General features: G+C 41.1%; 10 protein-coding genes. 3 read left to right on the top strand and 7 right to left on the bottom strand.

Translation table 11 applies throughout. From position 1 onward, the window contains the following. Positions 1–354: 354 nt before the first annotated feature. The 4 genes from AC0N32_RS14770 to AC0N32_RS14755 all read right to left on the bottom strand — a co-directional run bounded on the left by AC0N32_RS14770 (position 355) and on the right by AC0N32_RS14755 (position 4,925). On the bottom strand, positions 355–1,017 hold the full coding sequence (locus AC0N32_RS14770) for a copper homeostasis protein CutC (RefSeq protein ID WP_476394622.1): 663 nt from the start codon (positions 1,015–1,017) through the stop codon (positions 355–357). 11 nt (positions 1,018–1,028) lie between these two features. Continuing rightward, positions 1,029–1,562 carry a hypothetical protein gene (locus AC0N32_RS14765; protein WP_476394621.1) on the bottom strand — a complete coding sequence of 178 codons (534 nt, stop codon included), beginning with the start codon at positions 1,560–1,562 and terminating at the stop codon, positions 1,029–1,031. Between the two features lie 11 nt (positions 1,563–1,573). Then, on the bottom strand, positions 1,574–2,569 hold the full coding sequence (locus tag AC0N32_RS14760) for an isoaspartyl peptidase/L-asparaginase family protein (RefSeq protein ID WP_476394620.1): 996 nt from the start codon (positions 2,567–2,569) through the stop codon (positions 1,574–1,576). Positions 2,570–2,675: 106 nt separating this feature from the next. Further along, a complete protein-coding gene (locus AC0N32_RS14755; RefSeq protein WP_476394619.1) occupies positions 2,676–4,925 on the bottom strand; it encodes a family 20 glycosylhydrolase in 2,250 nt (749 codons plus the stop codon). A 363-nt stretch (positions 4,926–5,288) separates the two neighbouring features. Here AC0N32_RS14755 and AC0N32_RS14750 point away from each other — a divergent pair, with 363 nt between their 5' ends. Beyond that, positions 5,289–5,969: an outer membrane beta-barrel protein gene (locus AC0N32_RS14750; RefSeq protein WP_476394618.1), complete on the top strand. Its 681-nt coding sequence runs from the start codon at positions 5,289–5,291 to the stop codon at positions 5,967–5,969. A 103-nt stretch (positions 5,970–6,072) separates the two neighbouring features. On the opposite strand, the gene AC0N32_RS14745 is transcribed toward AC0N32_RS14750, so the two are convergent. Further along, positions 6,073–6,726, bottom strand: a complete 654-nt coding sequence (locus AC0N32_RS14745; RefSeq protein WP_476394617.1) for a CoA transferase subunit B — start codon at positions 6,724–6,726, stop codon at positions 6,073–6,075. 122 nt (positions 6,727–6,848) lie between these two features. On the opposite strand from AC0N32_RS14745, the gene AC0N32_RS14740 reads away from it, so the two are divergent. Beyond that, entirely contained in the window at positions 6,849–8,645 is a 1,797-nt protein-coding gene (locus AC0N32_RS14740; protein ID WP_476394616.1) for an ABC transporter ATP-binding protein, read from the top strand. Positions 8,646–9,117: 472 nt separating this feature from the next. Here AC0N32_RS14740 and AC0N32_RS14735 read toward each other — a convergent pair whose 3' ends face one another. Continuing rightward, a complete protein-coding gene (locus AC0N32_RS14735) occupies positions 9,118–9,819 on the bottom strand; it encodes a CoA transferase subunit A (RefSeq protein WP_476394615.1) in 702 nt (233 codons plus the stop codon). 565 nt (positions 9,820–10,384) lie between these two features. Between AC0N32_RS14735 and AC0N32_RS14730 the strand changes: the two genes are divergently transcribed. Then, on the top strand, positions 10,385–10,762 hold the full coding sequence (locus AC0N32_RS14730) for a DoxX family protein (RefSeq protein WP_476394614.1): 378 nt from the start codon (positions 10,385–10,387) through the stop codon (positions 10,760–10,762). Positions 10,763–10,891: 129 nt separating this feature from the next. On the opposite strand, the gene AC0N32_RS14725 is transcribed toward AC0N32_RS14730, so the two are convergent. Next, entirely contained in the window at positions 10,892–13,630 is a 2,739-nt protein-coding gene (locus AC0N32_RS14725; RefSeq protein WP_476394613.1) for a fibronectin type III domain-containing protein, read from the bottom strand. Positions 13,631–13,757 lie beyond the last annotated feature (127 nt).

Raw genomic sequence — 13,757 nt, 5'->3', positions numbered from 1 at the left:
TGAAGCGCAGCGGCATATCCGTACGCTTCATCAGCGGCTTTGCCGCATGCTTTGCCCGCTTAAAATATGCTGCCTCATAAATAAAACTTTGCGTTTAATTAATTTGCGGGTATTTTTCAAAATTACAATTTCCTTTAAATGGAAAATTCATTTCTGTCACACGCATGGTATTTTATTTAACGCAAAGTTTTATTCTTTTTCATGTATAATTTAAGGAAGCAAAGAATGGATCAGCAAGCTGATCTGATGAAGCGCAGCGGCATATCCGTACGCTTCATCAGCGGCTTTGCCGCATGCTTTGCCCGCTTAAAATACGCTGCCATACAAATAAAACTTTGCGTTTAATTAAATTCCTTACTTATTTTTCAAAGCTACGACCTCTTCTGCACTGGCGAAAGCTCCGCCATCGATGATCGCAGACGAATGGAAATACTGTGCTTTTGTATATTCTCTGATTTCTTCAATATTCGTCGAGCGCAGGCCGCCGCCGACCAGGATTTCAATTCTTCCGGCTGATAATTCCACAAGTTTTCTAAGGTTTTCTTTCCCTTTGGAAACATTCGGTTTCTGCCCGGAAGTAAGAATCGTGTTGAATCCGCAGGCGATTACTTTTTCCAGCGACTGTTCCAGATCTCTGGCACGGTCGAAGGCCCGGTGAAAAGTGCATGGATAAGGTTCGGCAAGTTTAATCAGCTCTTTGTTTTGTATTACATTCACCTCATCATTTTCATCCAAAATCCCGAAAACGAATCCATCGACGTTTAATGATTTTAAATGGGTCAGGTCGGATTTCATCTGCTCGAATTCCTCATCGGAATAGGTAAAATCTCCCCCTCGCGGACGGATCATCACAAACATCGGAATATTTATTTTTTCACGCAGTTGTTTAACGGTTTCAAAATCCGGGGTAGTTCCGCCTTCGCTCAATCCATCACAAAGTTCGATCCGGTCGGCTCCGTTTTCAAAAGCGGTGATCGCGGATTCCGGGTTGAAACAGGCTATTTCTATTTTTGACATTTAATGTTGATTTAATTTAATTCTATTATTCCGTCGATTAGAAATTTATCATTCTCTTTTATAACTTTAATATTCCTGCGGTATTTTGCTTTAAAACCATCGTCAGCTAAAATCACATTGAAAGTGTAAACATTGAGCAATGCTGTTTGTACTTCACATTTTCTTACTTCAACATTTATCCAATCCTGGGCAGAAATAAGAAATCCTGTGTTTATTCCGGCAAAATTTGTATCGTAATCGTTTTCCCACTTTTCCTTAAATTTCTTTAATGTGAGACCACCATTTAAATCAACGTTTGTAGCGTCTGTTTTAAATTCATAATATTTTTTAGTGGTCATATCTCTCATCATTTTATCCTGTTCGGAAATGTCAGCTTTAAAATATTCAGCGATACTTTTCTCCAGCCATCTCTTTGCCTCTTCTGCGCCTGCATTATTCTGTACCACCACTTCTTCAAATGAAAATTCTTCCGATTTAACATTCTCTTTCACAGTATTCTGACAACTGAAAATAAAAAACAAAGAAGGAATAAATAAATTCTTCATGGCCTCTAATTTTATTTCAACGCAAATCCGGGTCTTTCAAGACGGTTTCCTTTCTGGTCGTGTACGGCAAAGCTGAATCCGTCCTGGATGCAGTAAGAACCGTATTCCCCTTTCTTATTGAGGGCGATAAAACCGACCTGGATGTCTTTCAGGTTTTTATTTCTTCGTTTGGTAATCTGTACAATCCTTTCTACGGCTTCTTTGCAGGCCTGTTGCGGGTTCCTGCCCTGTCTCATGAGTTCCACAACCAGGTACGTTCCGACGGTTCTGATCACTTCTTCACCATGTCCCGTCGCCGTTGCGGCACCGACTTCATTGTCTACAAATAAGCCCGCTCCTATAATAGGCGAATCGCCTACTCTTCCATGCATTTTAAAGGCCATTCCGCTGGTAGTGCAGGCTCCGGAAAGGTTTCCGTTGGCGTCTAAGGCAATCATTCCGATGGTATCGTGGTTTTCGATATTAACGATTGGCATGTATTTGCTGTCCTTCAGCCAGTCTTTCCATTCTTTTTCGGATTCGGGCGTCAGGAGGTTTTCTTTTTTAAATCCCTGAGAAACGGCAAACTGCAAAGCTCCGTCGCCGACCAGCATTACATGCGGTGTTTTTTCCATGACGGCACGGGCTACGGAAATCGGGTTTTTGATATTTTCAAGGCAGGCTACCGAACCGATGTTGTATTTTTCATCCATGATGCAGGCATCCAGCGTTACTCTTCCCTCCCTGTCCGGACGTCCGCCGTATCCTACGCTTCTTTCCGTAGGATCATCTTCCACCAGACGAACTCCTCTTTCCACAGCGTCCAATGCTTTGCCGCCGCTGCCTAATGTTTTCCAGGCTTCTTCATTGGCTCTCAGCCCGAAATCCCAAGTGGAAAGAACGATAGGTTTATTGATCGTTTTATGATCGTTTTCAGGAATATTTTTGCCAAAAACATCCAAAGGATTCAACAATAATGCGGATGATGCAATGGCGGTATTTTTTATAAATTTTCTGCGTGAAGACATAGGGTTTAAAGTTTAAAATTCAAGGTTCAAGATTCAAGGTTCAGGATTTAAGGTTAAAAATTTCAGACTCAAGTTTTCTTTTTAATAATATTGAATTTTGAATATATTAATTTGCTCCGATTTCATCGACGAAAAGCCAGGCATTTGAATCGGCACCGGGGTTTCCGGCCGGAATAATTCCTGCATTTTCGATTTTTACTTTTATATATTTTGAGTTCTGGTTTCCTACATTTAACCTGATTTTTCCTTTGGCAGAGAGGATATCCTCTTTTCCGATTTCCTTGATCAGCTTAAAATCAGTTCCGTTATCTGAAATAAAAATCTGTGCGGATTTGGCAAAATGAATCCAGCTACCTTTATTGTCCAGGGTATTGAAGCAGACTTTCGAAAAAGACGTTTTTTGTCCGAGATCAATCGTGGCGATCACATCTTTTCCCTGAAACCCCAGCCAGGTTTTTCCAAGCTGCCGTTGATTTCCGATAATACCATCCACCAATGTAAAGGCACCGCCGAAAGAATAGTTCTCATTCGGCTGCTGTTCCAGTGTAATTTTTTTACCAGTTGTTTTTGAAACGGTAAAATCCTGAGAAGAAATGGCACTTTTCAGCTGTCCTTTTTCAAAATAGGCGGATTTTATGGTCATGGATTTCTGAACCGGAATCGGACTTGTATAATTTGACGAACTTGCTGAAGGATCTGTGCCGTTAACGGTATATCGAATTCCGCTCGGACTTTGCGACGTTGACAGTTCGTAAGCCACACCATTGTCAGCAGCTATTACTTTACCGTTAATGTTGTAAATGCTTCTTGCATAGTTTACACCCATTTTATCCAGGGTTTTAAACTCATTGATCACCCGGCCTTCAAATTCCTTATAGTTTTTTGGGTCTGACGTTCCCCAGCCTACTTCAGAAAGCGCAAACAGCCTCGGGAAAATCATGTACTGCACCTGTTTAAAATCGAGGATATATTCCGTCCAGAGATTGGCCTGCACGCCTAAAATGTATTTTGACTGATCCGCATTTAGTTCTTCAGGAATAGGCTGATAGGAATACACTTTATCTAACGGTGTAAATCCACCGAACGCATTGGGCTCGGTCACAGGATCTCCCTGATAATGGTCGAAATAGCAATAGGCTCCCGGGGTCATTACGGCAAAATGTCCGGTCTTTGCTGCTTCTACGCCGCCTTTGATCCCGGTCCAGCTCATGACGGCCGCATTAGGAGCCAGGCCGCCTTCCAGGATTTCATCCCAACCGATAATCTTTCTGCCCTTTGCGTTTACATACTTTTCAATTCTTTGGATGAAGTAGCTTTGCAGTCCGTGTTCATCTTTAAGATTATTCTTTCTGATGAGTTCCTGGCAGTGCGCGCATTCCTTCCATCTCGTTTTCGGGCATTCGTCGCCTCCGATATGGATGTACTGCGAAGGAAAAAGCTGCAATACTTCATTTAAGACATTTTCTAAAAACGTAAAAGTTTCTTCTTTCGGGCAGAATACATCATCAAAAACACCCCATTTCGTTGCCGGTTCAAAAGGACCTTTGGTACAGGCAAGTTCAGGATAAGCGGATAAAGCCGCTAAAGCATGCCCCGGCATTTCAATTTCTGGAACAACAGTGATATGCCTGTCCTGAGCGTATTTCACTACCTCTTTAATCTGATCCTGCGTATAAAAGTACGGTCCGTAAGGTTTTCCGTCGAAGGTATTATCAACATACGCCCCAATCATGGATTCTTTTCTTCTGGAACCAATCTGGGTGAGCTTAGGATATTTTTTAATCTCGATTCTCCATCCCTGATCATCCGTTAAATGCCAGTGAAAGGTATTCAACTTATACATGGCGAGATAATCGATGTATTGCTTAACTTCGTCTACCGTGAAAAAATGACGAGAGACATCGAGGTGCATTCCCCGCCAGACGAATTTCGGTTCGTCTGAAATTTTTAATGCCGGAACTTTTCTATTGTCAGAATTTTGGATAAGCTGAAGCAAAGTCTGAATCCCGTGGAACAGGCCTTCCTCATTTTTTGCTTTTACTGAAATAAAGTCTTTATCAACATGAATTTCATAATCAGCATCATTTATCTTTTTATCAATGGTAATAGAGATGACATTGCTTCCGCTTCCTCTTTTATTTTTTGATAAATCAAGGTTTGATCTTTTATTTAATGAATTCAGAAAAAACTGATATTCGAAAGATTCTTCCAAACCCTTAACTACGGTTTGATTATTGACCTCAAACTCACCCTTCAGGAATTCAATGTTTTTAGGATACGGAATAAGATTTAACCTGGTCTGAGCATAAAAAAACGTCGAAAACAAGATAGAATAGATCAGTAAAAACCTGCGCATTTTATGAATTTAATAGTAGGGCTAATATACTTATTTTCTGAAAATCAAAAGGTGATTTGATTGCTCACCTCACAAAATGATGAATTTCAAAAAAAAATAGATTTTTGTTGTTTTTTTAAAGACCTGATTTCCCGACATCATCAAACATAAAAAAACAATGAATACAATTCAAAATATATTCATCTATTTTAAACATTAAACAAACATCACCCTTAATCTACTGTAAATTTAAAAACAATATTTATATTTTTTGATAAAAATGACAAATATCAAAAGTGACAAATATCATTGAAAATCCAAGCTGGAAAGCCTTAAACCACGGTAAATTTGATCCTGTTAAACAAACAAAAAAAATCTAGGAACATGAAAAAAATCTTATGGGCAAGCTGCCTGATGATGATGGGAATCTGCAGTGCTCAGGAAAAACAGGAAGCTTTAAAAGGAACATGGTTTGCCACCGCACAGATCGGATACCAGAGTACCAGTGACGGCTCGGCGAACGGTAAATCATCAAGTACGACTATTTTGCCTCTTGCGGGGTATTTTGTAGCCCCATCCACCGCTGTGGGAATTGCCGTAGGGAATATCGGAGTAAAATCGACCGATCAGTTTGCAGAAAATGTGACTTTAAAAACTAATCTGTTAGTTGTGGAACCGCTGGCAAGAAAATACTGGAACATCCACGGAGGTCTATTTTTCTTCGGACAGCTCGCAGTTCCCATCATTTCGGGGAAAACCAAAGTCACCGCCAACGGAGAATCTGTACCGGACAGCGATATTAAGGTAAATCAGTTCGGACTGGCACTTTCAGGAGGATTAGATTATGTAATATCAAAACATTTCACTGTAGAATTCTCTTATAATCTGGCTAATCTTTCTTACACTACCATTAAAAATTATCCGGGCACAACAAAAGATATCAAAACGACAGATTTTTCACTGGCCCACGTTGCGACCGTAACGCCGGATTATAATAAAGCTGTATTAGGACCCAACGGAAATGCAATTTCGACGTTATCTTTCGGGTTTAAATTTCTATTCTAAAAACACATTAAACATTATATCTTCATGATTGAACTTTAAAAATATAATACTTTTTCTAAAAAAGCTGCTTCAATTTTTCGTTGAAGCAGCTTTTATTTTTTATTTAAAACTGCATTTCCGGGATTTCACCTTCAATGATCAGTTCGGCTTCCGTTGATTTTACGATATGTTCTACCGAAATGCCGGGTGCTCTTTCTACCAATTTGAAACCTGCCGGGGTTACATCCAGTACGGCTAATTCAGTTACGACTCTTTTTACACAGTTTACTCCTGTTAAAGGAAGCGTGCATTTTTTAAGGATTTTGCTTTCTCCGGCTTTATTGACGTGCATCATCGCTACGATGATATTTTCGGCTGAGGCTACAAGATCCATTGCACCTCCCATTCCTTTCACCATTTTTCCGGGAATTTTCCAGTTGGCAATATCTCCGTTTTCCGCTACTTCCATCGCACCGAGAATGGTCAGGTCTACTTTCTGCGCACGGATCATTCCGAAACTAAAAGCGGAATCGAAGAAGGAACCGCCGTCCAGGATGGTGATCGTTTGTTTTCCGGCATTGATGACATCGGCATCTTCTTCCCCTTCATAAGGAAACGGTCCCATTCCCAGTACCCCGTTTTCACTCTGGAATTCTACGGAGAGGTTGTCCGGTACATAGTTTGCTACCAAGGTTGGAATCCCGATTCCGAGGTTTACATAATATCCGTCTTTTACTTCTCTTGAAATTCTCTGTGCAATTTGTTCTTTAGTCAGCATAGCTTAATCTTATCCCGCCAAATTAGCCATTTTTTCAGAATTACGAAATAATTTTCTTTCTTATCGTATGGTAAATTTTGATTCTCAATTTATCGTAAATTTGTCCATCTTTTTATCAACACATGAAAGTTTTACTGCATTACCTGAAACCTTACCGTTTCCTGATTATCATTTCCTTATTGTTAGCTGCTGTAAACCAGGTTTTTTCCCTGTTTGCACCGGCCATTACGGGGAATATTCTCGACAAACTGGTTACCCATCCCAATTTTTTCGATAAAGAAAAAACAATCCCGAGAAACCTGAACGAATACCTGTACGGAAATGATATTTACCATGGTGTTTTCTACTTTCTGGGACTGCTGATCGGGACTGCCATGATAAGCCGGATCGCGAAAGCCTTCCAGGATTATGTGGTGAATGTGATCATCCAGAAATTCGGAGCCAAAATTTTTACGGATGGATTGAGACATTCCATGAGATTGCCGTATCAGGAATTCGAGGACCAGCGGAGCGGTGAAACACTGTCGATCTTAACGAAAGTACGTGAAGATACGGTAAAGTTCATCAATAATTTCATCAATATCTTCTTCGGGATCCTGGTAAGCATCATCTTCGTTTCGGTATATGCGATCCGCCTGCACTGGTCGATCATGCCGGTGTACGTGGTGGGAATTATTTTCATTGCCGTCGTTACCAACTTATTGAGCCGGAGAATTAAAACCATCCAGAAAAGTATTGTCAAGGAAACAACCGATCTGGCAGGAAGCACAACGGAAAGTCTCCGGAATATTGAGATCGTAAAAAGTTTAGGACTTACCAACCAGGAAGTGGAACGTCTGAACAACAATACCTATAAAATCCTAAGCCTGGAACTGAGAAAAGTGAAAAGCATACGTTCTCTGAGTTTTGTGCAGGGAACATTGGTTAATTTTTTACAGCAGATGATTACGTTTACGTTATTGCTGTTGATTTTCAAGAATGTTGTAACGCCGGGGCAGTATCTGTCGCTGATGTTTTACGGTTTCTTTATCTTCGGGCCGATGCAGGAAATCGGGAATATCATCATTTCTTACCGCGAAGCACAGGCTTCCCTCAACAATTTCGACCGGGTGATGAAAAAAGAGGTAGAACCTAAACCATTAATGCCTAAGAAGATCGGTGCGATTGAAGAACTTGAATTCCAAAAGGTTTCTTTCCAGCATCAGACGGCGCATTATAAAGCTTTGAATTCCATTTCATTTGATGTGAAAAACGGGGAAACCATTGCTTTTGTCGGGCCGAGTGGTTCCGGGAAAAGTACATTGGTAAAACTGCTTGTCGGCCTGTACCGTCCACAGGAAGGTTCCATTTTTTATAATCATGTTAACGGAAAGGAATTCGATTTTGACGAGCTGAGGAACCAGATCGGTTTTGTGACACAGGATACCCAGCTTTTTGCGGGTACGATTAAAGAAAACCTTCTGTTTGTAAATCCGGCAGCTACCGAAGAAGACCTTCAATTGGCTTTGAAAAAATCCAGCTGCACAACCCTTCTGGAACGGGCTGAAAACGGGATTGAAACAGTGATCGGGGAAGGAGGACTGAAGCTGAGCGGCGGGGAAAAGCAACGGATTGCCATTGCCCGGGCTTTATTGAGAAAACCGCATTTGCTGATCTTCGATGAAGCCACTTCCGCACTGGACAGCATTACCGAGGAAGAAATTACGACGACCATTAAGGAGATCTCCAAAGAAAAAGAGCAGATTACCGTCCTGATCGCCCACCGTTTAAGCACGATTATGCATGCCGACCGGATTTATGTGCTGGAACGCGGACAGATTGTGGAAACAGGTTCGCATCTTGGCCTGATCGAAGAAAAAGGGCTGTATTATGCGATGTGGAGGCAGCAGATCGGGGAAAGAAAGACGATGGGAGTTTGATGGATGGATGATGGGTGATGGATGCTGGAAATTTAAAATATTAAGGATATTCAGAATCGGCAACGCAGAACAGTAGAAGTTTAAAGAATCTTTTATTGTTTTGCACTTTGTCTTTTTCACCAAATGCCTTAACGGTTGGGATACTCAACGGCGCAAAAGGATTTTCCTGAATGGTGCTAAAAGGCGCCAGGATTTTATCTTTGATAAAATTGTGGATCGCTTAGATCTCGTTTATATTGAACTGGAAATGTAATCTCACGCAGATTATGGAGATTACGCAGATAAAAATTGCAGTAAAAACTGCTGAATCTGTGAGCTGGGGCAATATGAAAATTTAACTTTGTCAAATTCTTTTGCAGTGTAAAGCAATGCTTATTTTAAAAATATTTGTGACTTTGCGTTTCCAACAATGCACATCTATTATTTTTGATAAAATATAAAAAAAACCGTGAAGTGCTCACGGTTTTTATCTTTAATCTCTTTTTCTTACGGTTCGTTGTTCGATTCTTTTTTCGAACTTTTCTCCCTGGAAAATCCTTTGTATCATGATTCCCGGAATGTGGATCTGGTTCGGGTCCAATTTTCCCGGCTCTACCAGCTCTTCTACTTCGGCGATGGTAATTTTTCCGGCTCCGGCCATCGGATGGTTGAAGTTTCTTGCGGACCCTTTGAAAATGAGGTTTCCGGCATGGTCACCTTTCCAGGCTTTTACGATAGAGAAATCGGCTTCATAGGCGAATTCCAGAATATGTGGTTTTCCTTTGAAATCCTTTACCTCTTTTCCTTCCGCCACTTCGGTTCCGAAACCTGCCGGGGTATAGAACGCCGGAATTCCCGCCTGTGCTGCCCTGCATTTTTCCGCCAGCGTTCCCTGAGGAGTCAGTTCCACTTCCAGTTCGCCGGAAAGCATCTGTCTTTCAAACTCCGCATTTTCTCCTACATAAGAAGAAATCATCTTTTTGATCTGTCTTTTATGGAGCAGCAATCCCAGTCCGAAATCATCCACTCCGGCATTGTTGGAAATACAGGTAAGGTCTTTTACATCGCTTTCTACCAGGGCATTAATGGAATTTTCGGGGATTCCGCAAAGGCCGAAACCGCCCAGCATCAGGGTCATTCCGTCTTTGATTCCTTCGATGGCTTCCTTTGCATTTTTTACTCTTTTATCTATCATGAACTATCAGATTTTCTGTTGGCCTAAATTTAATCATTTTTCCCATATCCCGCCGAATAGAAAATGACTTAATAGAATTGCCATGAACCCGCAGTAGAAATCAGGTTAAAAGGCTGGAAGAGTGAAGCCGGATGCCGGAAGTTTTATCAGCTAACGTATTATTCACACTATATCAAATGATCTTATTCGCATTCTCAATTGCTTAATCCGTGAGTACCAATCGACAACCTTCGGGATTTATTATCTTCCGAATCTGAATGGCAGCCTGTCCATAACCTTGTAAAGACCAGATTTTATTTCAAAGTCTGCCGTAAAAACTGAGGGCTGCTGCCCTAGCCCGGATCGCAGCGGTTACCCCACAGCGGGGCTGGAGGGTTTGAGAGTGGATGGGTTTGGTGGTGGCGTGCGGTTGGAGAAGGTTGGCGCGAGGAGTATGAGCGGAGAGCCGGAAAAAGCTCCTGAAAAAAGGAGTTTTCAACCTATGTGATTATTCTGTCAGCAATTGTGCTAAAAACGTGGTCTGGATTTTGGTTGTGGTTATGCTACACCAATTAAATGACAAGATATGGAAACGAAAGACATTTCAAGGATTGCGTTAGGCGCATTTCTGATCACCGCGGGAATCGGGCACCTCACTTTTGCCAGAAAGGCTTTCCAGGCTCAGGTTCCGGAATGGGTACCGCTGGATAAGGATGATACGGTTGTTTATTCCGGCTATGCAGAGATTGCATTGGGAACAGCAATGATTGCCACTCCTAAAAAATACAGAAAGACCATGGGAAAAATTGTAGCAGGTTTCTTTGCCGCCGTTCTTCCTGGGAATATCGCCCAGTATAAAAACAGAAGAGATTCTTTTGGTCTGAATACCGACAACCAGAGATTTGCGAGACTTTTTATGCAGGCACCACTCATTGCATGGGCACTGAAGTCTACGGATGAATAAAAAGAAGCGGCAAAAATTAAAATTTTTGCCGCTTCTTTTTGAATTGGATTTAAAATTAATTCATCAACATTATATAGATTGGACTGGCATCCAAAACTGATATAAATCGTCCATTCAGGATTTTTATCATTATTGAATAATCAATTTTAATGTGAATAATTTCCGGGTATGCACTTTTACAAAATAGACCCCTTTCGGAAGATTTTCATTAACCAAAGAAAAACGCTGATTGTTTATATTCTTTGATTCATACAACAAATCTCCGTTTGCGGAAAGCAATTCTATTTTTTCGATAGGATAATCACTTTTTATAAATGTCGGCTCACCCGGTTTTGTAGGGTTTGGATACAGTACTACATTTTTCTCTGTACTTTTGGTCTCCGCCGTTCCTAATGTTGATCCGGTTACCTGAAACTGAACCCTGTTTGAAACTTCGGTATAAGAATCATTCGTAAACATCACCATGTAATAATTGCCAGGTGTCGCCGGAACTGCCGTCCCCTGAATAGTTTTTGTCCCCTGCGTTACCCCGTCAAAATAAGTATAAGAAACGAAATTATCATCCGGAACCGTAACATTTTGCGGGTAAATTCCCAACCAGTCTTTGATGATTCCTGGAGAATCCGTCCATGATGCGGTAATATTTTCGCCCAAAGTATATACCGGTTTATTGGTCCAGAGCTCTGTTACAATATCTCCGACTTTGAAGAAGACTTTCTCACCCACTGTGGTATAACCGTCTTCCAGAAAATACTGTGCATAATAATATCCTTTCGCAAGGCCTGTGAAATTAAGACTTCCTGACGCTGTGGTCACATAGCTCCATTGTGTAGAATTTACATTTCCCGGCGTATGCCCCATTTTATAAATCCCGATCCAGTCTTTTGTCAGGTTGGGTCCGTTTGAGAAATTAACAGTCACCGTTCCCCCGACAGGATAAACTTCTGCCGTAGTATTCAGTACGACTTTGGGGCCTACATAAAAATTTTTTCTCGGTGTAATTTCCGTATAACCGTTATTGGCGAAAAATCCCGCGAAGTACTGTCCTTTATTGGCAATTCCGTTCTGGAAGGTTGCTGTTCCTGCCGTTTGGCCATTGGTATAAACATACGCCTGGGAAGTAACAGCAGCCGGATTCTGTCCTTTTTTATAAATTCCTACCCAATCCTGATTGTTTCCAGGGCCGTCAGTGAAAGTAGCAATGATCGGTTCATTTTGGGTGTATTCTGTTTTATCCAGTGTAAATGTCGGATTTGATACGACACTTCCTGTCACTTCAAATTCTTTTGCATCGCTCCAATCGCTCCATTCAAGGTTTCTGTCCCTGTAGCGGACTTTAACATAATAGATACCGTTTGTAATTGAGTTTGCGTCAATAGTTGCTTTTGTGATATCGATGCCTGCATTCAGGTTTTTTGTAATATCGGGAGTTCCGTTTCCGTCTTTGCCGAACCAGTTTTCGTAATCTCTGTAAAATTCTTTTTCAATCACCGAAAAATCGGCTGCTTTACTGATCAGGAACTGCGTTGTATTCAACAATTCTGCGTTTGTGCTTGAAAATGCGCTTCCGTTTAAGGTTAGAGGTAAAGTAACCGGCGCGGTAAACGTATTTGAAATTGAAGGTTTTGCAGGCTTAGGCTGATTTTTATATCTGTGGAATGTATCAATCAGTTCATTATATTTTTTATGATAAACGCCACCGATTGAATAGGATTCTACATCTACTTTTCCTGTATTCACATCGACCTCGACGATCTGATACGTCCAGTCCGTTAATGTTTTCTGAACATCATCAAAATCCTGTTCCGTCGACATTCCCCAATACTGATCCCATGCCACACCACCGGAGATGATCTGATAGTTCGGGGTATTTTTCAGCTGACCTCTGTGGTATAAATGATGATGTGCTCCCACATGCATTAAATATTTTGAAGAAGTCGTAAGAAGCGGAACTGCATTATTCCTCACCCAGGTTGAAATATCACCGACATATTGCTCCGCCTGGTAGGGCCTGTGACTCAAAGAAATGATCCAGTCTACGGTAGAATCATTGTTGGCCTCGTTAAGAACCTGCTGAAGCCAGGTCATCTGCGCAGATCCAGTATGTTCTGAGCTTAAGCTTATGAACAAAACATTTCCGGCCTGCTGAGCATAATAGTTTTCATTTCCTGACGTGATGTTTTTGTATTTTATTTCGTCAATATAAAAATGAGCGTAATACGAATTCATTCCCAGAGTTCCGTAGGTTTCGTGATTTCCGACTGTGGTCTGTATCGGCAGATAGGGAGATAAATTGATATTCTTTTTAAAATGCACATTTTCGTAATGGTCGAGCGTTCCCACATCCACCTGATCTCCGACCATGAAAGTGAGCGCAATATTATCAGAAGGATCGGAATCCGGACCAAACTTTTCTTTCAGCTTTTTGTAAGCATTTAAGGTTAAAGTATCATATCTCGGTTCCGCTTTGATCTGGTTGTCTCCCATGATCAGAAAACGGATTTTGCCATTCGCAGTCACCGGCTGGCCAGGTAAAGGAAGTGTCCTGAAATTGTAAACGGCAGATTCGCTGCTACCTGTTTTTATTTTATAGTAATATTTTGTGTTCGGCTGCAGATTGGTGATCTTTGCGGTGTGGTAATAATAATTGTCGTTGTACCCGGTATCCGAAAAAATATTTGTTGTCCCGGTAAAGGTCACGTTAAGATTGGCCGGATTTGTTCCGTAAAAAACAGTGGTTTCGTTATTGGATGAAGTTTTCCAGTTGACGATCATTGAGGTGGGTGTCGGATTCTGCAAATAAGGATACAGATTTTGTCCGAATGCCATCTGGACGGCAAAACAAAAAAAGAATAGCAGTTTTTTCATAAGTACAGTTTTTAGCTTGTAATGTTTTAATAATATACAGATCACGCCTGTGGGCCGATCTTATATCGCGCAAAAGTAGAATACTGATGTAAACTGTACCTGATGCTAACTTCACAGAAACATTAAT

Source organism: Chryseobacterium endophyticum (assembly GCF_056333165.1).
Note: the sequence above shows the minus strand (reverse complement) of the source record. Positions and strands in the feature narration are given on the sequence as shown.